Here is a 24,512-nt window from a genome sequence, read left to right as displayed (position 1 = left end):
ACAAGCACAAAAATTGCTTTACCCAATTTTACCGAATTATGTAGTTTTGCGATCGCATAGCCCGTCGTAGACATCACATTGCGTCTTGGAGACGGTGAAACTCTCCAGCCTGAGTACATGGGTAGGGGCACAGCCATGTTCATTGGTGTCAACTTAACCAGGACTTACGCAAGATGTGCCTGAAAACCTGATTATTGCGCAATACAGTTCAGTTAACGCTAAAAACTTTAAACTGTGTAGGTTGGGGAGCCACTGCGTTGGATACAGCAGATTGCAAGTAAGTGAGGTACAAAATCCAGGACTAATTTATCAGATATAAAGAGTTTCTACCTCTTCCCTCCTGCCTCCTGCCTTCTGCCTCCAAACCCGTAACTTTGTACTTCATGCAAATGAAAACTGCTGTAAGTTCCCCGGCTTGTACCCCTTCGAGGAAGCAAGCTACGCGCAGCGTCTCCCCTTGGGAGAAGCAAGTGGCGTTTGAGGAACGAAACCCAACATTTCTGGGGCTTTGTTGGGTTGCACTTTGCTTAACCCAACCTACAATTTTTCTTAACTGGATCTATGCAAAAATCCCAAAAGCCTCTTTCCCCCAGCAAGAACTGCCCCCTGCGGTCTAAATGATAAGTCTTTGACCGGACATAATATCACTCCATACCGCTTTCCTTAAACATTCCCATCAATTTACGTTTACGAGCGTGGGTTTGGATCAAGTTTTCCCGATAGCTTAACCAGTCAGCTTTCTTACCAGATTCCAGGTAGGCATTACGCGCTTTTTTTAACCATTCAACTGCGTAATAGTAGTATTCGGCTTTACCTGCATCCATAATCTTTTCGGCACGGCAACGAGCATTGGCAATCACCCAACCAGGATTATGAGGGATAGCAGCATCCATAACTCGGTGAATTAACTCTGAACGATCAGAACTTAGTTCACTAGCGATCGCAATTGCATCATCAATTAGCCCTTCATGCAAGAATATATCCACCTTGGCTGATTCTGTTCCCCAACTACTATAAGTACGGACAATTCTCAGCAGGTCTGTTTTGACACTTTCCCAGTTTTCCCCAGCCCATTCTGCCATCCTTTGGTAGTCCACAAAGGAGGGCTTCATTTGAAAAGCTGCCTTGATTGCTAATAAAGCAGCTTCACTATTACCCAACTCAACAGCTAAATCACTTGTCCAAATTCCCAATTCGTACTGACAATTACCCGGTAAATTTAATCCACTCTGGGCTATATCTAATGCTTGCTGTAATGTCCCCTGAACGCTGAGTGTTTTCGCTAGGGCAAAAGCTTCTTCCATTGAATTCATCTGGGTTTGAGCAGCATCAATTGCTTCTTCCACCCTGCCTAAACGCCCCAACATTGTCAGATATTGCTGGGTTTGCCCTTCCGCTTCTGCTAAATACAGGTATTCTTGATAACGTTCTTGACGTTCGAGAATTTTCAGGCGAATTAATGCCAAATCATCAGCATAATCTGGTACGTCTTCTTCCCAAGCTCCCCTTTCAGTAATGTTACCTTGGAGAACTTGCACCAGCGGCGGATAATCCCAACCTTGGCGTAAAGCCTCCATAACTAGACCAAAATCAGCATTCCACTCATCCTGCCAAGCTTCTAAATTTATTTGAATATCAACTTTTTCTTCTGGAGTAAGTTCGGCGATGAGAATTGCTTCACACCAAGCATTATTTAATTCCACAACAATTTCATCATTTTCAGCGCCGTATTCGGCAACATCATCCCAATTTTCGGCACAGGTAGAGGTAATCGCTTCTAAAATAGCGATCGCATTTTCACTTTCTCCCCGTTCGCTAAAATTTACCGCAGTTTGCACTACACTCAGCAAATCTTCGCCAATCGGGTCTTCTTCGTATCCCTCCTCAAAGTAGCGCACGGTATCCTTGAGAATCTGCCGTACTTGCCGCCGAAACGGGGCGGGATCAAGAGTATTGCGGCGCACGAATTTTATGGTTGTTTGGTTGTCAGCAGGATTCGTCATCCAACTTACATGACGGTCAATCGCCTCAATTAGGGGGGGGTATTCTGCTACCAACTCTTGCAGCAGCCTTTGAGTTTCGACATGATCCAGGCGATTTAGTAGTTCTTCAACGGTGGGGCGCTGCTCAATATTTTCTGAATTACGCGCACAAACGAGCATCGTCGCTACAATGTGTTTGCACCACCCTTCATAGTCGTAGGCACAGGTGCATTTTACTGAGGTTAACCCACTGCTATCGAAATTCAAATTGACATGATAAGGTCTAGCTTCGGTACCGACAACATCTGCCTGAAGCAGATGACCACGTTGGATAACAGCATTAACAGCACCAGCGTTATAATATGCCTCGCCCCGCTGGAAAGATTTGGCGTTGGCATGACGGCGGATAGTAAATTCACTAATTTGGGGAATAGACATCGAGCGATCGCCTGCGTAAATCTTCTGGATCAATCCTAAATCCAGCTTAGTGTTACGCTAACGCGCTGTAAAGAAAAAGCTGTGGAGAGTTGCGAAGATCGGCCCCTGAAGGGGATAAGGGGTAATTGGGGAGTCTAGATGAGACTGCAATTTCTATTTATAGCACAAGCCTTGGTGGTGGGGACATTAGACACCAAAAGACTTTTCACCCAGTCCCCAGTTCCCAGTCCCCAGTCCCTTGCTATATTAACTAGCTCAGAACTGAAATCAGCTTTATTACCCTGCAAATACTCACTTAATTTCTTGTCGCTTTTCTGGGAAAACCAACCCATATAATGAAAATATCCATATTTTCGCCAGAAGTGAGTGAATCATAATTTGAGTTAGCAATACCCAAACCTGAAATCAGTGAACAGTCAACAGTAAACAGTCAGGGTAATGTAAGGTGAGGGATTTAGAGTTCAGCGATAAAATTGATAACTGATAACTGTTAAAAGGGTTGCGCTGATTGTCGGTCAAGTTGAGAATAAATAGGCGAAGCACACGGGGAAACTAACGTGAGTCAAGGATATGATTACGATTTAGTAATTATCGGCGCTGGTGTAGGCGGACATGGTGCAGCCTTACACGCCGTAAGTTGTGGTTTGAAAACAGCAATTATTGAAGCTGCTGATATGGGAGGAACCTGTGTTAATCGGGGCTGTATTCCTTCTAAAGCGCTACTGGCAGCATCTGGACGTGTGCGGGAGTTACGCAATGCCCACCACCTCAAGTCACTGGGAATTCAAATTGGTAGCGTGGAATTCGATCGCCAAGCGATCGCTAATCATGCTAATAATCTCGTCTCAAAAATTCAAGGCGACTTAACCAACAGCCTCAAACGTCTAGGAGTCGATATCATCAGGGGTTGGGGAAAAATCGCTGGGGCACAAAAAGTTTCTATTACCGGAGACGGCGGTGAAAAAACCATCACAGCCAAAGACATCATCCTTTCGCCCGGTTCAATTCCTTTTGTACCTCCAGGAATTGAAATAGACGGCAAAACTGTCTTTACCAGCGACCAAGGTGTGAAGTTAGAATCACTACCAGACTGGGTGGCGATTATTGGCAGTGGTTACATCGGCTTGGAATTTTCTGACATTTACTCAGCTTTGGGTTGTGAAATCACCTTGATTGAAGCCTTAGATCAGTTAATGCCAGGATTTGACCGCGATATTGCCAAACTTGCCGAACGGGTGCTAATTACTCCCCGTGATATTGAAACGAAAGTCGGGATATACGCCAAAAAAGTCATTCCCGGTTCACCCGTGGTGATTGAGTTAGCAGATTTCAAAACCAAGGAAGATGTAGATGTCATCGAAGTAGATGCTTGCTTGGTGGCTACAGGACGCATCCCAGCGACCAAAAATCTTGGTTTAGAGTCAGTGGGTGTAGAACTCGATCGGCGGAATTTTATCCCAGTAGACGATCGCATGGCAGTGCTATCAGCAGGTGAAGTCGTGCCGCATCTGTGGGCAATTGGCGACGCGAATGGGAAGATGATGTTAGCACATGCAGCTTCTGCTCAAGGCATCATCGCGGTAGAAAATATAGTTGGGAGGGAAAGAATAGTAGACTATCGCAGCATCCCCGCAGCAGCCTTTACCCACCCAGAAGTCAGTTATGTAGGCTTAACTGAAACAGCAGCGAAGGAGTTGGGACAAGCCGAAGGGTTTGAAATCGCCACCAGTCGGAGTTACTACAAAGGAAATTCCAAAGCGTTGGCAGAAAATGAAGCCGACGGTATTGCCAAGGTGATATATCGCAAAGACACCGGAGAAGTCTTAGGAGTCCACATTTTCGGACTGCACGCCTCAGACTTAATTCATGAAGCGTCAGCAGCGATCGCAAACCATCAATCCGTCCAAAGTCTGGCACATCTAGTTCACGCCCACCCGACACTCTCCGAAGTCCTAGACGAAGCTTATAAACGAGCCATTTAGTCATTAGTCATTTGTCCTTTGTCAATAAACAAGGACAAATGACCACTGACCATTCCCCATTCCCCATTCCCCATTCCCCATTCCCCATTCCCCATTCCCCAATTATGCAAATCCGTCGTCGTTCCCCTAACCCAGCTATTGATGTATCAATATTGCGTTATCAAGCTGCCGTGCCTGATTCAGCGCCAAACAATATTTTGGAAGAGATTGTCTGGCAAAAAGAAGTAGAATATGACCTGATGCGGGAAAAAGTTCCTTTGCCAGAATTGCAGAAGCAAGTACTAACTGCGCCACCAACCCGTGATTTTGTCGCTGCTTTGCGCCAAGGTAAGACAAAACCAGCATTGATTGCCGAAGTTAAAAAAGCTTCTCCCAGTAAAGGCGTTTTACGAGCAGATTTTGACCCAGTAGCGATCGCCCAATCTTATCAGCAAGCCAAAGCTAGTTGTCTTTCTGTACTCACAGATACCAAGTTCTTTCAAGGCAGCTTTGATAACTTAGCCAAGATTCGTGCTGCCGTAGATTTGCCCCTACTGTGTAAAGAGTTTGTGATTTATGCTTACCAAATATACTTGGCACGAGTTCAGGGTGCAGATGCTATTTTGTTGATTGCAGCTATCCTCAGCGATCAAGATTTGAAATATTTCCTGAAAATTGCTAATAACCTGAAAATGGCAGCCTTGATTGAAGTCCATAGTTTGGCAGAACTTGACCGTGTGTTAGCCTTAGATGGAGTCTCCTTGGTAGGAATAAATAATCGCAATTTGGAAGATTTCTCTGTTGATCTGCAAACTACTTGCCAACTTTTGGCTGCAAGGGGTAGACAATTGCAAGAGAAAAATATTCTTGTTGTCAGCGAGTCAGGACTACACAACCCAGAAGATTTGAGTTTGGTGCTGACAGCAGGTGCATCTGCTGTACTGATTGGAGAATCTTTGGTAAAACAACCAGATCCCGGCGCTGCGATCGCCCGTATATTACCGAGTAATTTTTGAAACAAACACCCCACCTGCCCTAAAAGACGCAGGGCAACTGCACATAATAGTTGAACAATTGGGCAAACTATGCGTACATACGCAGCACTTTGCCATCAAATATCATCAATATCTTTGCCAAATCTTCATTGCTAATCAAATCAAAGCCATAAGCAACTAGTTATTTATTATGTAACAATTTATTAAAAAGAAACAAACTGTGACTAATAGAAAATCCCAAATATGAAATCAAAATTTAACTTCATGGAGCAAATTCCTCTACCTTCGCCTATTCACTACGAACTTATACTTCAACTCTTAGAAAGACAAACTATGTTAGCAGTAAATGATAACCCAGATTTACGGCATCAGGTTAATCAGCTAATTATTACTCTCCGTAAAGCTGCTGTACAGCAAAAGCGACTAGAAGAAATTTGCGAGTTTTCCTCTGTAAGTATCGATCACCGTTGGTCAATCAACCATCATAACGGTAGCAAAGTTGTTGCCCCTGATTGAAAAAAATTGTCATCTTTATAAGATTTTAGTTCTGAGAAAGTTCATCTTGATTTAGACAAAACTGTAGATCAGTTAAAATAAAATATTGATGAGATTCTCTCGAATTTGACGAAAGATGAAATACAACAGCATTGATGAACTCCTCAGAAATAATCAGGCTTGGGTTGCTGAAAAGCTAGCTTTAGATCCAACTTACTTTCAAGAATTATCTAGTGGACAAACACCACCTTTTCTATACATTGGGTGTTCTGATAGTCGTCTGGCATTAACAAAGTTTACCCGTACAGAACCAGGAGAGTTATTTGTACATCGTAATATTGCCAATCAAGTCTCTCTAACGGATATAAACTTTTTAGCCATTTTAGAATACGCAATTTTACACCTGAAAGTGGAACACATTATCGTTTGTGGTCACTACGATTGCGGAGGAATTAAGGCAGCTTTAGAAGGGAGAACTATCGGAATTCTTGATAACTGGGTAAATCCAATTCGGGAACTGTATCTACAGAAACAAGAAGAAATTGATATTTTGCCAACAAGAGAAGAACGTCTAAATCGCTTGGCAGAAATCAATGTTGTGGCGCAAGTAAAAAATATTTACCAAACTTCCATCATGCGTCAGGTACTTTATGAGCGAAAAGCACCTATGGTTCATGGCTGGGTACTAGATATACACACTGGCTTAATCAAAGATTTAAACGTTTCAACTGTGCAATGGCAATTGCACATCTGCCCCTTGCTTCTAGAGTTTAGACTCTATGCCATGTTAAAAAGTTAGAGTTACAGCAATTTTCAGGTAATTGAACCACATAATCCGATAGACTGAAGAGATAGCGTTGTTTAAATAAATGTCAGTATTTTACTCAAAGGATTTGCGTGAGCGTGTGATTATGGCGTATGTGGAAAGGGGCTATTGTAGTCATGGATAACCTGAAAGTTCATTACGCCGAACGTGTAAGGGTTGCAATTGAGTCCGTCGGTGCAAAAGTCAAGTTTTTGCCCTCCGACTTTCCAGATTTATCTCCTATAGAATTATGTTGGTCGAAACTGAAGCAATTTCTTTGTTCCTGTGAAGCACGCACACTGGAATCATGATGGCCTTGCAATGGCTGTTGCTGTCAATTACATTACTGAAGAACCATTTTACTGCATTGGCTGATTTGCAGTCTTGGTTAGAAGGGCGAACAAATTAAACTATTTCTTCCTGTTTTTGACTTAAATACATGGCAATTCCTTTCTCGTAGTAAGCTGCTTCATTAATAAAAATAGGATAAACAGTAGACTCACCCTCATAGAAAATATCTTTTCCTTCAAAAGTCAGAAACATTGGATCGCCTGGATGCAAAGGTTCATAATCTCTAAACTGAAGCTGGGGGTGAATCATGGCTTGAATTTCTCCGCGTAGGCGCAGCCCGCCGTAGGCATCGCTTCTCGGATAATCGATAGTCTGAATGTATTTATAAAGTGTAAGGTGGTTGCTTGTCTGCGTAATTTTCCCCTGGTTGCACCCTTCAAAATAATCTAAAACTGCATAAATAAGCTGTTCTGTTTCTTGAAATAATTCAGCGTTTAAAACATTCTGAGCCACAGCCCCAACTTCTATAACAAAACCCAATTCACACAAAGAACGGAGAAAACCATTTTCTTTGGATTCCTGATTAATACAGATTTTCACTAAAGGATTGATAGAACTTAAATAAGCACCTAACCGCAGCAAGAAAGGATGCATATTACAAAAAATCAGACTTAAGCCCATATTGGCAGTTGTGCTGTGCAAATCAACAATTACATCTACAAAAGGCTGATTTGGCGGTTGCAATATCTGTTGAATTGCTTTTGCCCGCATATCTTCATAACTTGAGAGTTGGGAATTTTGTAAGCCTTGATTAGTGAAACAACGATTTAAATCCTTGTCAATGTATCGTTTGCCTTCTTCAATAGCTTTGAGATTACCAAGTAATGCCAGAGTTTCAAAACTTGCCCTGTTAATTAAATTAGGATATTGCTGAAACTTTTTGACTAAATGTACTCCTGTTAACTCATTACCGTGGTTTCCTCCAACGATCGCAACTCGTTCAATCTGACTCATAACAACCTCATATTTAAAAAACTACCCTACGGTTATTGAGAATGGTGCAAGATCCAAGATAGAAGTATAGCTTCTGCTGACTAAATCTTGTAAAAGACTGACGCGATGTCTACGACGGGCTACGCCTACGCTCCATGTTCGAGTCAAAATATGATAACTGTTAAGCTGTTGGTTTTGGTATAAAAGAGGAGCAAATTTATGGAGAAGAACTTTCAAGCGATGCCTGCTCTGGGCTACGCCTACGCTGAACTTTACAAAAACGCCCTGCTCAACGACGTACTCCCCTTTTGGGAAAAATATTCTCTTGATTGGCAGCAAGGCGGCTATTTCACCTGCCTCGATCGCGAAGGCAAAATTTATGATACAGACAAATTCATCTGGCTGCAAAACCGCCAAGTATGGACTTTTTCGATGCTTTACAACCAGCTAGAAAAGCGCGAAAATTGGCTAAAAATTGCCAGCAACGGCGCTAATTTTCTCGCCCAACATGGCAGAGATAGCGATGGTAACTGGTACTTTGCCCTCACCCGTGAAGGGAAACCATTGGTTCACCCTTACAACATCTTTTCTGATTGCTTTGCGGCGATGGCATTTAGTCAATATGCACTTGCTGGCGGCGAAGAATGGGCAAAGGATGTAGCCATGCAAGCTTACAACAACGTATTGCGCCGCAAAGATAACCCCAAGGGCAAATATAATAAAAACTATCCCGGCACACGCCCAATGAAATCATTGGCTGTACCGATGATTTTAGCCAACCTGACTCTAGAAATGGAGTGGTTGCTACCAAAGGAAACACTAGAGAATGTTTTAGCTGAGACAGTCCGCGAAGTAATGATCGATTTTCTCGACCAAGAACGGGGATTAATGTCCGAAAACGTTGCCCCTGACGGTTCCCACATAGATTCTTTTGAGGGACGCTTAATTAACCCCGGTCACGGTATCGAAGCGATGTGGTTTATCATGGACATTGCCCGTCGCCAAAACGACATCAAAACTATTAACCAAGCCGTTGATGTGGTGCTAAATATCCTAAATTTTGCTTGGGATAGCGAGTACGGCGGACTGTATTACTTTATGGATGCAGATGGTCATCCGCCGCAGCAATTGGAATGGGATCAAAAGCTGTGGTGGGTTCACCTAGAGTCTTTGGTTGCATTAGCGATGGGCTATCGCTTGAGTGGGCGTGAGGTGTGTTGGGAATGGTATCAAAAGATGCACGATTACGCCTGGTCACATTTTGCTGATTCAGAATACGGTGAGTGGTTTGGCTATCTCAATCGACGTGGAGAAGTATTGTTAAACCTCAAAGGTGGCAAATGGAAAGGATGTTTTCATGTACCGCGTGCATTGTACCTTTGTTGGCAGCAATTTGAGGCATTGCAAAGCCTGCGGCGGTAAACAATGCAGTAAGTTTAATCTTTGCTAGTGACAAGTACTATTGGAAAGATGTCTCATGAATGCTGTAACACCTAAGCGATTTACGATCGCCCAATACCATCAATTGATTGAACTTGGATTTCTGACTGAGGGCGATCATATTGAATTAATTCGAGGAGAACTGATTCAAATGACAGCTAAGGGAATGCCTCATACAGTTTGTAGTTCTATTTTATGCCGTCAATTGGATCGGCTATTAGGCGAACGAGCAGTCATCCGTGGACAAGATCCGATCACCCTTCCTAATCAGAGTGAGCCTGAGCCGGATGTTGTTATTGCACGAGGAAGAGATGAAGATTACCTTGCTCATCATCCGTATCCCGAAGATATTTTGTTAGTAATTGAAATTTTGGATAAAACCATAGATTACGATCAAACAACCAAGCTGTCTTTGTATGCAGAAGCCGGAATTTATCATTACTGGATTGTGAATTTATCGGCTCGTCAACTTGAGCGTCATAGCCAGCCATATCAAAATGCTCAAAGTAAGTTTAGCTATCTCAGCAAGCAGATTTCTCTATCTAATCAGTCAGTGCTGATTCCTGGATTTGAAGATGCATTATTAGACTTGAATCGATTGTTTCCAGAGAGTGCTAGTGAATGATTTTGTTGGTGCGATCGCGTAAAGAAGTGTTGTATCCTCTCAAATATCTTAAATGAATATATTAATTAGAGATACGTTTAAATACTGTTGCACTATCCTTATCATATTTCAACTTCACCACTATTTCCACATCACAACCTAAAACATTCAAAAATCGGAACAGTTGCTCTGTTGAAAAGCCTGATAGTTTTCCCCTTATTAAAGCAGAAATCTTGGGTTGATCAACTCTCAATAGTGCGGCAGCTTCAGCTTGGTTCATGTCTTGTTTAGCGATGATTTCACTGATTTGACGTGCAAGTTATGCTTTCACAAGTAGTTCATCAGGGTTCGCTAAACCTAAATCTGCAAACACATTACTGCTACTTGTTTGTACGCTAATTTCTTCAGTCATTTTTCTCTTCCTTTTGTTTCTGGCTATAGTTTTGTATGTGATGTTCTTTTGCCCGCTTCAGCCTTGCTTTAATTAATTCGATGCTAGTTTTGGCATATTTCGTTAATGATAATATGTTAAGGTTTGCCTCGACAAAAGATTTATTTAAAAGACTAATTGTATAACTCTTTGTCAAACTGCTTTTGGATGAAAACCTCTTTAACAGATGTGTGTCTACATGTTAGTGTGATCGCTCGTTTTCTAAATCGAGTTAAACTACTTATGGTTATTAGACAAACTCAACACAAAATGATTTAATTAAAAGTATTGCTTAAACAAAAAACTCTTAATATGAGAAAACTGTCTCTGATTCTCCCCTTAGCTATCCTAGCTTTTGGCAGTGTAGTTGTTAAGAGCCAAGAAACCTCCTCACCCAATGCTTACACTCAATCTGTTACCCGTGAAGTTTTAGCAAGTGGTTATCCAACTGGCGATCAAAAGCAGATTCTTGAGCTTGTACGCTATACCATCGCACCAAGAGCAAAACTCCCTACTCATATTCATCCGGGAATGCAGATTGAACAAGTAGAGGCGGGAACTTTAACTTATACTGTTGTGGAAGGAGAAGCTAAAGTAACGAAAGCTAACGGCACAGGATTGATTCTTCAAAAAGGAAAAACTATGCAGCTTACAGTGGGAGATTCTTTAGTTGAATCTGCCGGCATGGTTCATTATGGAGAAAACCAAACAAACAAACCGATTATTCTGTTGTCTGCTTCTCTATTTAATGCTAATCAACCAAAAGCTATTTTAATCAATCCTGAAAAAAGATGAATTTGATGAGAGATTTCGACTTTTGTCAGAGGTTTACTCATTAGTCTTTGAAATGGCATCACACAGATGACGATATGAGTCGCCAAAGTTAGCTTGTCGCAGGCATTGCCTCCGTGGTCGGATACGATTAAACTTGGTTAGCCCTACCCCACACCATACCCTGTGTATTCTCTGGCATAGACAGGCTGCAAGCCTAATACAATATCTTGTTTTAGTACACCCATTGCTACTAATTCATCAGCAATCAACTTATCAGTTTGGTTACGTTGAATCCAAATTTTATCGTTCTTAATATCCAAATGCATCACGCAATTATAAATACGGTGATGTTTGTCCCATCCCAAATCAATAATTTGATAATGGTCGTGTTCTGTATCAAAAAGTATTTGCGTCTCAATTTCGTCGTTTCTCGGTCTAACATCGCCGTATTCAGTCAATAGTTGTTGAATACACTGACGATAAAATGCTAGTTTATCCATTTAACTATTACCTCATTCACTGGATCGTATACAATCAACTTTATTCGGTATTGCCGCACTGATGCTTGGGGTAAATTACGTTGGAAAAACGATTCATAAGCGGCAATTGGCACTACTAAGTATAATATACGTTCTCTTTCACTAGCTTCTAAAACTAAACGGTAGTTCAAAAATTGACCCAACGCCAGATGAAAATCAAGCAATGCTGAGTCACTCAAAAAACTTTTAATTTCAACCGCAATCTTTTCTCCTGCTTTTTCAGCCGCCAAGAGTCTTTCTGCACCTAAATCTATTCTAACTTCATCCTGCTTGCTAAACTCGATCCTTAATGGGTCATCTGTAATTATCCACTGCTGTTTCTGAAGACCCTTCTTAACTGCTTCATGGAATAAGTCTTTAGCTGACATTTTTACTCACACACTTTTTTCCCTTATTTTAAATCAGCGTAGTAAATTGTCTAAACTAATTACCCAGAATTTTAATCTAGACCTGTTAATAGATATTAGATCGAATTTTGGAAAAATATTCCCCCTAAATCACAAGCTAAATTCGGCTGCGCCATCTTCATCAACATCTGCATCCTTACCCATAGCAGTAGGCTTAAATTTAGAGCCATGAATTAATTCACCAAACGCAATTCCTGGATTTTGGTGAAGAATATTTAGCACACTCATAAAATCTCGCACAATTTCCCCTGGTGTCAGTAATGCTTCTGCACCCAAGCGATTAATAATTTCTTGCACAAACTCCTTCAATTCACGATTTGTCAAAGTCTGTTCATACGTAAAATTGAGTGCATGAATCTCAGCTAAACGTTGCAAAAGCGTCAAGATTTCTGCTTCACTCAACGGATTTAGCCGAATCACTGGCCCTAAATATTCCTGAACATTAGCTTGTGCAACAAAACGACTTTCTTTTGTACGTCTTTGCCAAGCTTGGTCTGCAAAAAGTCCCCGTTTGGGGTCTTCTAAAAACTTAGTTGTTCCACCAACAACAATGCCAAGATGTTCTGCTTTACATTGCATGGTGTCGTTAAACATTGCCAGGAGTCGATTATAATTCTTTTCTCGTGTAACGGTGGTAGATATTTGATATAAATGTACGGCTTCATCAACTAAGATTAATAGTCCTTTATAGCCAATCTCAGCGACAAACTTCGCAAACAGTTTGATGTAATCATACCAACTATCATCATCAATAATTACCCGCACTCCTAAAGCTGCTTTCGCCTCAACTTTAGTAGTAAATTCTCCCCGCAACCAGCGCATCGCTGCATTTTTTAAATTATCATCATCCAATCGGTAGCCACGCCAATAAGCGATAATCACGCTACCAAAATCAAAACCGTGAACTAAGTCTTCAATATACTGAACTACTTCCCTAATTTTCGATTCAACTTGGTCATCAAAACCATCGTCATTCGGACGCATTTCAGTTTCTTTAACCACTTCTTGTTGAATTTTATTAATCCATCCTTCTAAAATTGAGACTAACGCACCACCATCAGGACGAGTTTTTGTTGCTAGGTGGCTCATTAATTCTCGATAGGTGGCGACACCTTCATTATTGCTTCCAGCTAATCGACGTTCAGGAGATAAATCAGCATCAGCTACTACAAAACCTTGCTCCATCGCTCGATTGCGAATTAGTTGCAGTAAAAAACTTTTCCCTGAACCGTAGTTACCAATTATAAAGCGAAATGCTGCGACACCTTCTGCAATATCATCGAGATTTTGTAATAGGCTTTTGAGTTCTTTTTCTCGCCCTACTGCGATATATTCAACTCCCACTCTTGGTACTACCCCCGCACCAAGAGAATTGATTAAAGCAGTGGAGATTTTCTTCGAGATTTTGAGCTTTGCCATGTATTACACTTCACTTTATTCTAAACGCAGAAGCACGCAGTCAGTAGGTAAGATATTCACCTTACTACTAATCCGACGACGGCAATCATAATTTAATTTGACGAAGCATGTCTAGCCATGAGGTCTTCATACATTGCAATCATTTTTTTGACATGGGTCATATATTCCTGATAAACTTCTGGAATTTCCGAATTTGAATCAATTATTAATTCACCAATAGTATCATTTGCTCGTTCATTTATAGAATCGATTAATAAATTTGGCATAGTGATGTTTGCTTCGGCAATTTTTTTAATAGTACTATTGGGATTATCTTGTTCAACTATAGCTTTTAATACTTGTAACTCATGTCCTGGGAGGTTTTCGAGAAAATTAGTCCATTCTTCAGGTATGTTTTCTGATGTCTCAACTTCTGAAGTGTCAATAACATCTGAAGATTCAATTATTTCGGAAAATGGAAACAACTCAATATCATCTTCTTGGGAATTATTAGACAAAGGCTCTGGATTGAATGTTTCTACTTGTTGGAGTAATTCCCATACTTGATTTTGTAATGAGTCTCGTTCTTCTTGCAATAATGAAACTTGTGCTTGTAATTGCTGTAATTCGGCGTTATGTTCTGCTAGTTGGGTTTTTGAATAATTCAGGATAGCTTGGATATTTTCTCTTTCGGTTTTCGTTGATACAAGCAATTGATTATTTTGGGTTGTCTCAACTTCTAATTCTTGAATTGCAATTCGCAGTTCGTATAATTTTTCTTCTAATTGGGGTTTGAGTCTGCCTAAAAGAGTTAAATTACTTTCAACTTCTTGTTTCTCGTGTTGTAGCTCGGAAACTTGACTTTGCAATTGGGTGATTTCCGCACGAAATACATTACAATTTGACTCTAAACGGCGCTTTTCTGCTGTGAGGATAGAAAAAGCATTGTTCAATTCAGTTTGATTGTTCTGCAAATTATTAATTTCAGTTTGCAGGTTACTAACTTCTGTTTCTAATTGCTTTTTTTGTCCTGCAAATGTTCTTAATTCTCGATGTAAACTATCTCTTTGGCTACGGCTTTCTATGACTTGATTTTGCAGCTGTTGTGATTCAGCATATAATAAATTATGATGTTCTTCAATTTGATTGATTTCTCTGACAACACGAGCCTTTAATCCCTCCATATCTTTAATTCGTTTGCGGAGAGAACCTAAAACAAACATTTCATAATTTCTGCGTCGTTTGTCTATGAATAATGCTGTTGTATGGATAGTAACGGCAGTAATTACACCTGTGAGAAAGGCTTTATTAAAATCCCAGTTTGGGACAAGGCTAAGACCAAAACTCACACTAAAGGCAACTATCACTAGTATAAATCGATTGCTGATCGTTACTGATTGCATATTGCTGGTTTTTAGCGTAGTTAAACTATCTGAATAAGTAGCTCTCATAACTAATTTGTAATTCGTAAATTGTAATTCGTAATTAAAATACACATAGAAAACTGCTTAATACTAAGTGTTGGATGTATTGTTATTTGTAGCAAAAAGTGTTAAATCTGCTTTTAAAAAATCAACAAACTGTCGTGCTGTACGTCCAGAACGACCATTATGGCGAGTTGCCCATTGTAATGCCTGAAATTCCAAATCTTCTTGGGTAATATTAATTTCAGCTTGTGCGGCTAGATGTTGTACAATTTTTAAATAAGTTTTCTGATTGGCTGGTTCAAAGGTCAAGGTTAAACCAAAGCGATCGCTAAACGAAAGTTTCTCCTGCATCGTATCCCAGGCATGGATTTCCTCGTTATCCTTAGGTGCAGGTCTATCCACAAAAAACTCCCGAATCAGGTGGCGACGATTGGAAGTAGCATACACCACTACATTTTGAGGGCGCGCCGTTAAATTACCTTCTAAAACTACCTTCAGGGCTTTAAAGGCATCATCATCTTCTTCAAATGAAAGGTCATCGACAAAGATAATAAATTTTTGTGACACACCCCGTAAATGTTCCACAATTTCTGGTAAGTCTTTTAAATCTGACTTTGCCACTTCCAATAAGCGGAGGCTGCGATTGCTATATTCATTCAACAAAGATTTTACTAGAGAAGATTTGCCAGAACCGCGACTACCGTAAAGTAATACATGCAGTGCCATCTCTCCTGATAATAAAAACTCTGTATTTTTCAGCAAAGCATCTTTTTGAGATTCGTAACCGACAAGCGCACTCAGTTTAACCGGGTCAGAATACCTAATACCGATAAACTCCCCAGATTGCCAGCGTAAGGCGCGATATTCTGCAAATAAACCAGAGCCACATTGCCGATAATAAGCTGCTAACTCTTCTACAGCATTACCCCAATTATCTAACTCTTGTAGATATGTAGTGAATTTTGTCTCTACTCCTACCAATTCTTGCTCTTTATACCACACTACTGGTGAAATCGGCATGTGAGCTACGCCTTGTACCCACTCGCTCAAAGAAGCGCTGCTACACTCATAGAGACTTTGCAATGCTTGTAAATCATGCTGAACTGCTGTTACTAAAGCTGGGGGCAAATCTTCAAATTCTTGCACTCCCGCCAGCCTAGTAAAAGGATTCTCAGAGAAGAGAATTTGAGTAATTAAATAGTCTTCCCAGTTTTGATTTCTAGCAGCCAAAGCGTGAAAATAACTGCCGTAGGCTTGGAGACAACCCCGTGCATCGGCTTCAGCATAACGTATAGTTTGCAACAGTTCCAGAAATGCTATCCCCACTTCACCTTGCAGAACAGATTGGTACAGTAAAAGTGAGGCTGCTTGGCACTGGAGATATTGAACCTTTGTATATGAGGAAGTACTTGCCATTGGCATCGCTTGATTATCCATTAATCAATTGTGTGGTATAGCTAAATAGCTATGGTAAATTGTCTGCTGACCCTGGCAGTAAAGTCAAAGTCTACATAGGTTTTAACAATGAATTTAGGTATAGTTGCTGCTTTTGCCTACGGCATATTAGCGATTGCTGGTGGCGTTATTGGCTACATTCAAGCTACAAGTAGAGTTTCACTCCTAAGCGGTAGCATTAGCGGTTTATTACTAATACTTGCCGCTTACTTTCAACTCCAAGGACAAACTTGGGGTGCAATTTTAGCAGTGTTAGTTACTGCTGTTTTAGTAGTTTTCTTTGCATTTAGACTGATAAAAACACGCAAGTTTATGCCTGCGGGATTAATGACAATTTTGGGTATACTGGCATTGGCGGTGATGGTGAATCAATTTGTGGCTTTAAGGTAGCATTAGTCTCTCAGTAATAACCACCCTCCTGTTTTTTTGGTATGGCATGACTTTCCCTGCTTTGAATTATATTAGTACATTTATATTACTTAGATAGTTCTATAAGATGCGCTCATGTAGGCTTTGTTTGCGATCGCCCATAGTCATCTACAATTTGTAGGTGACGAAAATAACGTGATAACAAGCTTTACAGACATCAATTCTGAAAATTAAATCAAAAAATAATTATTAATTGCCGAAAAACTCCGGTTTTTTTGGCTTCGTGATGATAAATAAAAGTAATAGTGTTGAATCTCGTGCTTCGTACCGCAAAGGATTACTGAAATTCTTCGCTGCTTTGAGGATGACTACTAAACATCAAATAACATCTGCCGCCAATCAGTTTTTTTGCTGGGGATAATTCTTTGCCACAAAAAAAGGCTCTACCACAAAACTTACTGTAGATGTATCTAAGTAACTATGCTGATAAAGTGTAAAGATGTCAAAGTATCTTGGAGCAAATTTTAAAGGAATTGCAAAGGACTTGGTGCCATTTTGGCAGGTTTTTCTCCCAAATATGGGATATTAGTAGATTGTAGAAATCTTTATTGTTAAGCTGTTGTGCATACAAGTTGCACAATTTAAATTGTGGGTAAGAACTTCAAACCCTCTCCCCTGCTCCCCTGCGGTCTCAACGTGTAAATTAAGTACTTAACAGCTTATTCACATCTCTCTTCTTGCATTAGTTCCTATCTACTGAAAACTCTTAAAACCAAGCAAATTTGACACGATAAGTTTAAGTAATTTAATGAAGTAGGAAATAATACATGGTATTATCACTGTCTTCTCATAACGTTATTCAGTATCTGCAAGACGCGGGTCTGTGTAGCTCAGAAGATGGCCCATCAGACAAATCTGAGTTGCCAGGAAGTAGTCAGAACAATTTCAATTTACTAGTGACTTTAGCAGATAATCGTCAACTACTCCTCAAACAAGGACGTAAAGTTAACAACAATGACGGCGCGCCTCATGAATTGTTTCAGGAGTGGCTGTTTCACCAGTTGCTACAACAGTTTCCAGTTCTAGGTAATACTTCAGCAATCGCGCCATTGGTAGTGCATTTTGACGAAGCAAATTCGATTCTTGTCCGTAGTTACTTGAGTGAATATCTAGAACTTGGGATATTCTACCACAACAATGATATTTTTCCACAAGAAATTGCCTCTGCCATCGGCACTACTTTGGCAAGACTGCATCGTGCCACCTACAACCGCCGAGAATATCGGGATTTTATGGCAACTGCTCCTCAAGGTGAGTTTCGCTATGGGTTTTACAATCCAGCCCAAGGGGTAGGTTCAATTGGACCAGAGATTTTTGGGACTGTTACCACGGATGCACTTAAATTCTATGTTCTCTATCAACAGTACGAGAGTTTGTCATCTGCGATCGCAGATTTGGCATATAGCTGGAATCCTTGCTGCTTAACTCACAACGACCTGAAATTGAACAACATTTTGGTTCATTCCAGGTGGGAGCAACTAGACAATTGTCTTGTACGACTAATTGACTGGGAAGCTTGTTCTTGGGGAGACCCAGCCTTTGATTTAGGAACTTTACTGGCAAGCTATTTAGGAATTTGGCTTAAGAGTCTGGTTGTAGACCCCACCATTGAGTTAGAAGAATCTCTACATTTGGCGTTAACACCGTTAGAGATTTTACAACCTTCAATTATTGCCTTAATTAGGGCTTATATAAATGCTTTCCCGATGATTTTGGAATACCGCAATGACTTTATTTCGCGGGTTATCCAGTTTGCGGGGCTGGGACTAATTCATCAAATTCAAGATATGATTACGTGCCAAAAACACTTTAATAATGCTGAACTCTGTATGTTGCAAGTAGCTAAAAGTTTACTTGTAATGCCAGAACAAGGTGTACTGACCATCTTTGGGATATCAGAGTCAGAAATCTTGAATTCTATGGCAAAGATTCATAAATTTCCTCAGCCTGTAAAGGAACAGCAGTTACTTCGGATTTATTACGAAAAAACTCGGCTGCGTGGTTGTTAAACCAATTCGCAATTCGCAATTCGCAATTCGCAATTACGTGTTGTAACGGGGATTTAGAAAGCAGCCCAACACTTATGCCTTGATAGAAGTCGGGGATTTAAACCCCTACACTTTGTTAATACCAAAGGATAAGACCGCGCTATCAAACCAGTCACACATACTTAAATTCTGAATTCTGAATTCTGACTCCTGAATTCTATTTTTTAAAGTTTGATTTCTAAATGGATTAATGCTAAATTCCTCTATCAATCAATCACTAAATTCTCTATTTGATATTGCTCAGAATATCCAGATTGAGTCCAATTTTTGTATTTACCATCCCAATTATCAACCCTTCGCTCTGCCGACTAAAATAGCCGATAGATTTCAGCAAAATTCCGTAGATTTACAACATAAGTATCTTACTCTCCTACTACGAAATTTTCTCTATGGAATCTATTACAATGGCTCCCTGCAAAGTACTTTGGCAGTCAATACTGATAATACTAATCGACTGCCAAAGCACAATTTAGCAGATAATTCTATTTTGGAGATTGACTGGGACTTTTACGAACAACTGCACGCTAGTAATCACGGCATAGGTTACTTTGACCCTCGATGGCAGGTGTTGCAAAAAGAACCCGATGGGACTATGGCGGTGACTAAAGGCGGTTTAACACTTTATGTTGAGCCAGACTGCCATTTAGAATCCAGTAAAAAATCTACCAAAGTCGGTGATATGGTAGCAATCTGGATGCCTAAAAATCGACTGCAAAACGGCTGTTACTTAGCAGTTAGCAATGTCGGACAAGAACGGCAGAGTAACCCAGACGCAGATTTAGGAGGAGGGCGAATCTACTTTAACTTTACGGCATCTGGTGCGATCGCTCTCATGGAAAGCTTGACGCTGCAACTAAATACAGCCTCGATTCCCTTTAGCTTTCAGGTTCTCCACAACCCTTTTGCATACGGACGCTATGATTCGGGGCTACTTTACTTTCAACTCCCCGACTATCCAGCAATCCGCACAATCCTTCAGACTGTTTATATCGAAAATCAATCCCATTTCCAGCCCGAAATTCCTTTGTTTACCAAATTTTTAGCTCCAGGGTTAGGTTTAGCCGAAGAACCAACCCAAAAATTTGCGGCACAAGAAAGTTTTGGGATGAACCGTTGCCAAATCGTCGCTAATGCTTTATTGGAAGCTTGGCAAAAAGGTAAAAATGCGATGGAGGAACGGATGAGGGTTATTGACCAACACTTTGCGCGGCATTTAATAGATTTGCAGCGTCCTTATCTCAATCCTAGTTCTGAGGATATATATAAGCCGTTAAATTGATTGATTGGGCATGGGGCATGGGGGCAGGGGGACAAGGGGACAAGGAGATAAGGGAACAAGGGGACAAGAGGACAAGGGGGTAAACAAAACTCCTAACTCTTAACTCTTAACTCCTAACTCAGCACTCAGCACTCAGCACTCAGCACTCCTAATGCCCAATCCCCAATTCAAAATTCCACAATAACTGGCACATGGTCGCTAGGTTGAGTTAACTTTCTGGGTGCAACATCAATGATGCAACTTGTCGCACGCTCATATAGCATGGGTGTCAGATAGTGATGGTCAATGCGCCAACCTAAGTTACGACGGAAGGCGGCAGAGCGATAATCCCACCAGCTATAATTTCCACCTTCTGTGGTGAATTTGCGAAAAGCATCGGCAAATCCCAGTTTCAGAATATCCCGTAAGGCTTGGCGCTCTGTTTCTGTTGCCATAATGTGATTTTCTGTACTCACTTGCTCGTGAATATCCTTATCTTCTAGGGCGATGTTGAAGTCGCCGCACACACAAATTGCAGATTCTGACAACACCAGCAATCGCAAATACTCATGTAGCGCTGTCAACCAGCGCAGTTTGTATTCATATTTCTCAGTTCCTACCGCCGCGCCGTTAGGAACATATAAGTTTACAATCCGAACACCATCTATTACACCTGTAATTACACGCTTTTGCTCGTCCCATTCGTGATGTAAATCTGGCAAAATCGCCCTAAACCCGCTACTGACATTGAGGAGTGGCTGGCGGCTAATCAAGGCTACACCGTTATAAGATTTTTGTCCTGACATATAAAGGTTATAGCCTAACTGCTCAAAAAGCGATCGCGGAAATTCAGCATCCACAACTTTGGTTTCTTGCAAGCAGAGAACATCAACGGGATTTAGGGTTAACCAATCGATAACCTGTTCAAGGCGAGTGCGAATTGAGTTGACGTTCCAAGTAGCGATTTTCATTAGTTAATTATCAGAATTTTTGTAAATTACTAATTACAAATTATGTAATTATTGTACAATTGCTTAATATTTATAATTTTTGTTCTTTTTGCCAATTACCTTTAAATGAAGCTTTAATGACTTGATCCCATTGAGTATTTTAGTATTTTCAGCTACAAAATATTCAATTTTGTCAGTTCTGATACAAAACATTCTACCTCTTTATGATCCCCAAGACAGATGCAACAAATAATAGATTAGCTATACGGTTAGAAATGTAGCTCAGAGTTGACTTTTGCCGATAGTCAGTTAGATTTGTTAGTAGAAAATTTGCGGTACGGTTAACCGTTATTGCGCTTTTGATAGCCTGTTAGGTTAATTTAAATGTCAAAAGAGTAAGTACAAATGCTCTTTACTCATAAAATAATGATGTCACTCATTATATTGAGGACAATTTCATAGACTGAACCAGAAAAACTTATGAAAATCGCTCAAGTTGCCCCCTTATGGGAAAGGGTTCCACCTCCTAATTATGGAGGAATCGAACTGGTAGTGAGTCTCTTGACTGATGAACTTATTCGTCGCGGTCATGAGGTAACTTTATTTGCCTCTGGTGATTCTCAAACTTTGGCTCATTTAGAAGCAGTTTATCCACGTGCATTACGCTTAGACCCAAACGTGAAAGAGTATGCAGTGTATGAAATGTTAGAACTAAGCCAAGTTTACCAACATGCTGCCCAATTCGATATTATCCATTCTCATGTAGGGATTTCGGCATTACCTTTAGCGAGTTTGATAACAGTAACCTCTACAGTCCACACCCTGCACAATAATTTTACAACTGACAACCGTCACGCATTTAGCTACTACCAAAAGCAACCATACATCAGCATTAGTAACTCGCAGCGTCAAATCGATCTTAATTATGTTGGCACGATTTATAACGGAATTGAGCTAGCAGATTACCCATTTGTAGCCCAACCCTTAAAATCTGCATATTTAGCGTTTTTAGGTCGTTTTTCGCCAGAAAAAGGCCCGCAACATGCGATCGCCATTGCTAAACAGAGTGGTTGGCGCTTGAAGATGGCAGGAAAGGTTGATGCAGTCCATTCGGAGTTTTTTGAACAAGAGATTGCCCCCCACATAGATGGTCAGCAAATCGAGTATCTCGGTGAAATTAACCACGCCGAAAAAACTGAACTTCTGGGCAATGCTGCGATAACTCTTTTCCCCATTAGCTGGCAAGAACCTTTTGGCTTAGTAATGATTGAATCAATGGCAACTGGTACACCAGTGATTGCCATGAATTTCGGTTCCGTACCTGAAGTGATTGCCCACGGGAAGACAGGTTTTATCTGCAATAGCTATGCAGAAATGGCGGCAATGATTCCACCAGCTTTGGAACTCAATCGTCAAACCTGTAGAAAACACGTAGAAAACAACTTTAGTGTTAGCCAGATGGTTAACCGATATGAAGCTGTTTACAGACAAATTATAAAAGACCGCATAGAATCGAATGGCCGCATTCATGCAGCTAACATCCAATTTTAATCAACTGCTTTTTTTACTTAGCTTAAAACAACAATTTTTTTTGAAGGAGGACATTGGTATGAGTACGAGAGCCAACAATTGCCCATGCTGCGGTGGTTCCCTCCTGCGTCATGCCCGTCATGGTGAACTATATTGGTTTTGCCTGTCGTGCCGACAAGAAGTACCGCTATTAACTGCTACTCGCCTCCCGAATGTGGAAACCCGGAACACCGGTGTGCTTCCCCAGCCAGTGGTGAATACCTAGTTCTTTGACATATAAAATCTACTAAAAATCAATACTGATTTAGTATAGACCTATCAATTAGCTTCAACTGATAAAATCGGATGGAGCTAATTGATAGGTTTAAAGTTTTGTTAGCAGCGTTACTTCATGGTCAAGAAGATTTACGCCTAGAGGAAGTTTCTGACCCCACTCCGGCGGTGGGCGAGGTTGTAATCCAAGTAGGGGCAGCAACAACTTGTGGTACAGATTTGAAAGTTTGGCGGCGTGGTGGTCATGCCAGAATGCTGATACCGCCAACGCTATTTGGTCACGAAGCTGCTGGGCGAATTGTTGCTGTGGGTGCAGGAGTGACAAATTGGCAAGTAGGCGATCGCGTCGTCGCTAATAATTCTGCGCCATGCATGAAATGCTTTTTTTGTCAACGTCAAGAATATTCCCTATGTCCAAATTTGACCTGGAATAATGGGACTTTTGCCCAATACCTAAAAATTCCCGCACCGATCGTAGAGCATAATTTGTTGCAGATTCCTGATGAGTTGCCGTGGGAATTGGCAGCGATGACAGAACCTTTAGCTTGTGTGTTGCATGGGGTAGCGCGTTCTAATATTAAGTCTAAAGATAAAGTAATCGTTTTAGGAGATGGAGCGATCGGGCTGATGTTTGTGGCAGCATTGAGTGAAAAAGCTGAGGTTTTGCTGTGGGGAGGTAATAACCACAGACTAGAAATTGGTCAGAAATTGGGTGCAACCCAGACCTTTAATTATCATCAAATTCCAGAGATTCCCAGTGTAGTGAAAGAACTTACCCAAGGATGGGGTGCAGATGTAGTAATTGAAGCCACTGGTGTCCCAAGTGTTTGGGAAACAGCGATCGCTTGTGCTCGTCCTGGTGCAACAGTCAACTTATTCGGTGGATGTCCACGGGATACCAGCATTACCGTCAGTACTGAACAGCTACACTATAACGAACTTACCATCAAAGGCGTGTTTCATAATACACCAGAGTATGTGCGATCGGCCCTTGCACTCATAGCTAGTCGCAAAATTCCCTTTGAGTTACTTATTAGCGAACAGCGACCATTAAAAGATTTAGAACAGGTGTTTTCTGATATGAAGGCGCGTAAAGTAATAAAGGTGGCAATGATTCCTTAATTTTTTGCGGCGTACAGCAGATGATTTGGGTCTAGCCAAACAATGTAGAAAATCTCGTCAAGAAAGAATCCATGAACCCTACCATGTTTATTTGAGGAGATGGAAAACTGATACGGTATGTCAACCAATTGTTCTTCATTTGGCAAACCAAATGCCCTCTCGCTGATATCTTCCCACTTGATGGGATGACATCTGAGGGTACTGCTACGATTTACTAACAACTCTTGAGCCGTTAGACTAGATAGAGCTTTTAATCGATCAACCAAGGTCAGCCAGTAGATTGCTTCTTTTTGGCTACAAGAAAACTTGCTGTTACTGTCCTGATAATATTTAAACGAAAAGCTGATGCCTTGAGTTGGCTTCAGCTTTGTTGGTCTAATACCTGATGTGCCGTCTTTGGCAACCTCAGTCTTTTTAACGTGAGTTCGACGGAACTAAAAAATGGCAGGAGGTAGTGCAGGCAAATCT

24 protein-coding genes are annotated in these 24,512 nt (G+C 40.9%); 14 read left to right on the top strand and 10 right to left on the bottom strand.

Annotated features, from left to right (window positions below; all coding sequences use genetic code 11):
• Positions 1 to 644: 644 nt before the first annotated feature.
• Entirely contained in the window at positions 645 to 2,420 is a 1,776-nt protein-coding gene (locus RMY63_RS05015) for an SWIM zinc finger family protein (RefSeq protein ID WP_322727796.1), read from the bottom strand.
• Positions 2,421 to 2,977: 557 nt separating this feature from the next.
• Here RMY63_RS05015 and lpdA point away from each other — a divergent pair.
• The 5 genes from lpdA (at position 2,978) to RMY63_RS04990 (ending at position 6,987) form a co-directional block, all read left to right on the top strand.
• Entirely contained in the window at positions 2,978 to 4,402 is a 1,425-nt protein-coding gene (gene lpdA / locus RMY63_RS05010) for a dihydrolipoyl dehydrogenase (RefSeq protein ID WP_322727647.1), read from the top strand.
• A 104-nt stretch (positions 4,403 to 4,506) separates the two neighbouring features.
• On the top strand, positions 4,507 to 5,397 hold the full coding sequence (gene trpC / locus RMY63_RS05005) for an indole-3-glycerol phosphate synthase TrpC (protein ID WP_322727795.1): 891 nt from the start codon (positions 4,507 to 4,509) through the stop codon (positions 5,395 to 5,397).
• 243 nt (positions 5,398 to 5,640) lie between these two features.
• On the top strand, positions 5,641 to 5,892 hold the full coding sequence (locus RMY63_RS05000; RefSeq protein WP_265273732.1) for a DUF5340 domain-containing protein: 252 nt from the start codon (positions 5,641 to 5,643) through the stop codon (positions 5,890 to 5,892).
• Positions 5,893 to 6,007: 115 nt separating this feature from the next.
• Positions 6,008 to 6,670, top strand: coding sequence for a carbonic anhydrase (locus tag RMY63_RS04995; RefSeq protein ID WP_322727646.1), 663 nt, complete (start codon positions 6,008 to 6,010; stop codon positions 6,668 to 6,670).
• Between the two features lie 119 nt (positions 6,671 to 6,789).
• Complete coding sequence (locus RMY63_RS04990) at positions 6,790 to 6,987, top strand: transposase (protein ID WP_322727645.1); 198 nt, start codon at positions 6,790 to 6,792, stop codon at positions 6,985 to 6,987.
• Positions 6,988 to 7,081: 94 nt separating this feature from the next.
• Here the strand turns inward: RMY63_RS04990 and RMY63_RS04985 are convergent, their stop codons facing one another.
• On the bottom strand, positions 7,082 to 7,981 hold the full coding sequence (locus RMY63_RS04985; RefSeq protein ID WP_322727644.1) for an aspartoacylase: 900 nt from the start codon (positions 7,979 to 7,981) through the stop codon (positions 7,082 to 7,084).
• 198 nt (positions 7,982 to 8,179) lie between these two features.
• On the opposite strand from RMY63_RS04985, the gene RMY63_RS04980 reads away from it, so the two are divergent.
• Together RMY63_RS04980 and RMY63_RS04975 are read left to right on the top strand one after the other, a co-directional pair.
• Positions 8,180 to 9,382 carry an AGE family epimerase/isomerase gene (locus tag RMY63_RS04980; protein ID WP_322727643.1) on the top strand — a complete coding sequence of 401 codons (1,203 nt, stop codon included), beginning with the start codon at positions 8,180 to 8,182 and terminating at the stop codon, positions 9,380 to 9,382.
• 55 nt (positions 9,383 to 9,437) lie between these two features.
• A complete protein-coding gene (locus RMY63_RS04975) occupies positions 9,438 to 10,025 on the top strand; it encodes a Uma2 family endonuclease (protein ID WP_322727642.1) in 588 nt (195 codons plus the stop codon).
• Between the two features lie 61 nt (positions 10,026 to 10,086).
• On the opposite strand, the gene RMY63_RS04970 is transcribed toward RMY63_RS04975, so the two are convergent.
• On the bottom strand, positions 10,087 to 10,311 hold the full coding sequence (locus RMY63_RS04970; protein ID WP_416212487.1) for a helix-turn-helix domain-containing protein: 225 nt from the start codon (positions 10,309 to 10,311) through the stop codon (positions 10,087 to 10,089).
• Between the two features lie 435 nt (positions 10,312 to 10,746).
• On the opposite strand from RMY63_RS04970, the gene RMY63_RS04965 reads away from it, so the two are divergent.
• Positions 10,747 to 11,229, top strand: coding sequence for a cupin domain-containing protein (locus RMY63_RS04965; protein WP_322727641.1), 483 nt, complete (start codon positions 10,747 to 10,749; stop codon positions 11,227 to 11,229).
• Between the two features lie 143 nt (positions 11,230 to 11,372).
• Here RMY63_RS04965 and RMY63_RS04960 read toward each other — a convergent pair whose 3' ends face one another.
• From RMY63_RS04960 to RMY63_RS04940, 5 genes are all read right to left on the bottom strand, one after another.
• On the bottom strand, positions 11,373 to 11,708 hold the full coding sequence (locus RMY63_RS04960) for a XisI protein (RefSeq protein ID WP_322727640.1): 336 nt from the start codon (positions 11,706 to 11,708) through the stop codon (positions 11,373 to 11,375).
• On the bottom strand, positions 11,696 to 12,115 hold the full coding sequence (locus RMY63_RS04955) for a XisH family protein (protein WP_322727639.1): 420 nt from the start codon (positions 12,113 to 12,115) through the stop codon (positions 11,696 to 11,698). The genes RMY63_RS04960 and RMY63_RS04955 overlap by 13 nt, the downstream gene beginning before the upstream one ends.
• 129 nt (positions 12,116 to 12,244) lie before the next feature.
• Positions 12,245 to 13,573: an ATP-binding protein gene (locus RMY63_RS04950; protein ID WP_322727638.1), complete on the bottom strand. Its 1,329-nt coding sequence runs from the start codon at positions 13,571 to 13,573 to the stop codon at positions 12,245 to 12,247.
• Positions 13,574 to 13,665: 92 nt separating this feature from the next.
• Entirely contained in the window at positions 13,666 to 14,955 is a 1,290-nt protein-coding gene (locus RMY63_RS04945; RefSeq protein ID WP_322727637.1) for a tellurite resistance TerB C-terminal domain-containing protein, read from the bottom strand.
• A 111-nt stretch (positions 14,956 to 15,066) separates the two neighbouring features.
• Complete coding sequence (locus tag RMY63_RS04940) at positions 15,067 to 16,416, bottom strand: ATP-binding protein (protein ID WP_322727636.1); 1,350 nt, start codon at positions 16,414 to 16,416, stop codon at positions 15,067 to 15,069.
• Between the two features lie 87 nt (positions 16,417 to 16,503).
• Between RMY63_RS04940 and RMY63_RS04935 the strand changes: the two genes are divergently transcribed.
• The 3 genes from RMY63_RS04935 to RMY63_RS04925 all read left to right on the top strand — a co-directional run bounded on the left by RMY63_RS04935 (position 16,504) and on the right by RMY63_RS04925 (position 20,190).
• Positions 16,504 to 16,824, top strand: a complete 321-nt coding sequence (locus RMY63_RS04935; protein WP_322727635.1) for a TMEM14 family protein — start codon at positions 16,504 to 16,506, stop codon at positions 16,822 to 16,824.
• Positions 16,825 to 17,630: 806 nt separating this feature from the next.
• On the top strand, positions 17,631 to 18,872 hold the full coding sequence (locus RMY63_RS04930) for a phosphotransferase family protein (RefSeq protein WP_322727634.1): 1,242 nt from the start codon (positions 17,631 to 17,633) through the stop codon (positions 18,870 to 18,872).
• Between the two features lie 229 nt (positions 18,873 to 19,101).
• Entirely contained in the window at positions 19,102 to 20,190 is a 1,089-nt protein-coding gene (locus RMY63_RS04925) for a T3SS effector HopA1 family protein (protein WP_322727633.1), read from the top strand.
• A 167-nt stretch (positions 20,191 to 20,357) separates the two neighbouring features.
• Here RMY63_RS04925 and xth read toward each other — a convergent pair whose 3' ends face one another.
• Positions 20,358 to 21,140: an exodeoxyribonuclease III gene (xth, locus tag RMY63_RS04920; RefSeq protein WP_322727632.1), complete on the bottom strand. Its 783-nt coding sequence runs from the start codon at positions 21,138 to 21,140 to the stop codon at positions 20,358 to 20,360.
• Between the two features lie 459 nt (positions 21,141 to 21,599).
• Here xth and RMY63_RS04915 point away from each other — a divergent pair, with 459 nt between their 5' ends.
• The 3 genes from RMY63_RS04915 to RMY63_RS04905 all read left to right on the top strand — a co-directional run bounded on the left by RMY63_RS04915 (position 21,600) and on the right by RMY63_RS04905 (position 24,044).
• Positions 21,600 to 22,670: a glycosyltransferase family 4 protein gene (locus tag RMY63_RS04915; RefSeq protein WP_322727631.1), complete on the top strand. Its 1,071-nt coding sequence runs from the start codon at positions 21,600 to 21,602 to the stop codon at positions 22,668 to 22,670.
• A 58-nt stretch (positions 22,671 to 22,728) separates the two neighbouring features.
• Positions 22,729 to 22,914 carry a hypothetical protein gene (locus RMY63_RS04910; protein ID WP_322727630.1) on the top strand — a complete coding sequence of 62 codons (186 nt, stop codon included), beginning with the start codon at positions 22,729 to 22,731 and terminating at the stop codon, positions 22,912 to 22,914.
• A 107-nt stretch (positions 22,915 to 23,021) separates the two neighbouring features.
• Entirely contained in the window at positions 23,022 to 24,044 is a 1,023-nt protein-coding gene (locus RMY63_RS04905) for a zinc-dependent alcohol dehydrogenase (protein ID WP_322727794.1), read from the top strand.
• Here the strand turns inward: RMY63_RS04905 and RMY63_RS04900 are convergent.
• The gene (locus RMY63_RS04900) at positions 24,041 to 24,310 is read right to left on the bottom strand and encodes a hypothetical protein (protein ID WP_322727629.1); all 270 of its coding nucleotides are present in this window, start codon (positions 24,308 to 24,310) and stop codon (positions 24,041 to 24,043) included. The two genes, RMY63_RS04905 and RMY63_RS04900, sit on opposite strands and share 4 nt — an antisense overlap.
• Positions 24,311 to 24,512 lie beyond the last annotated feature (202 nt).

The organism is Nostoc sp. ChiQUE01b (assembly GCF_034531255.1).
Classification (GTDB): domain Bacteria; phylum Cyanobacteriota; class Cyanobacteriia; order Cyanobacteriales; family Nostocaceae; genus Nostoc.
This window is presented reverse-complemented; position numbering and strand designations above follow the sequence as displayed.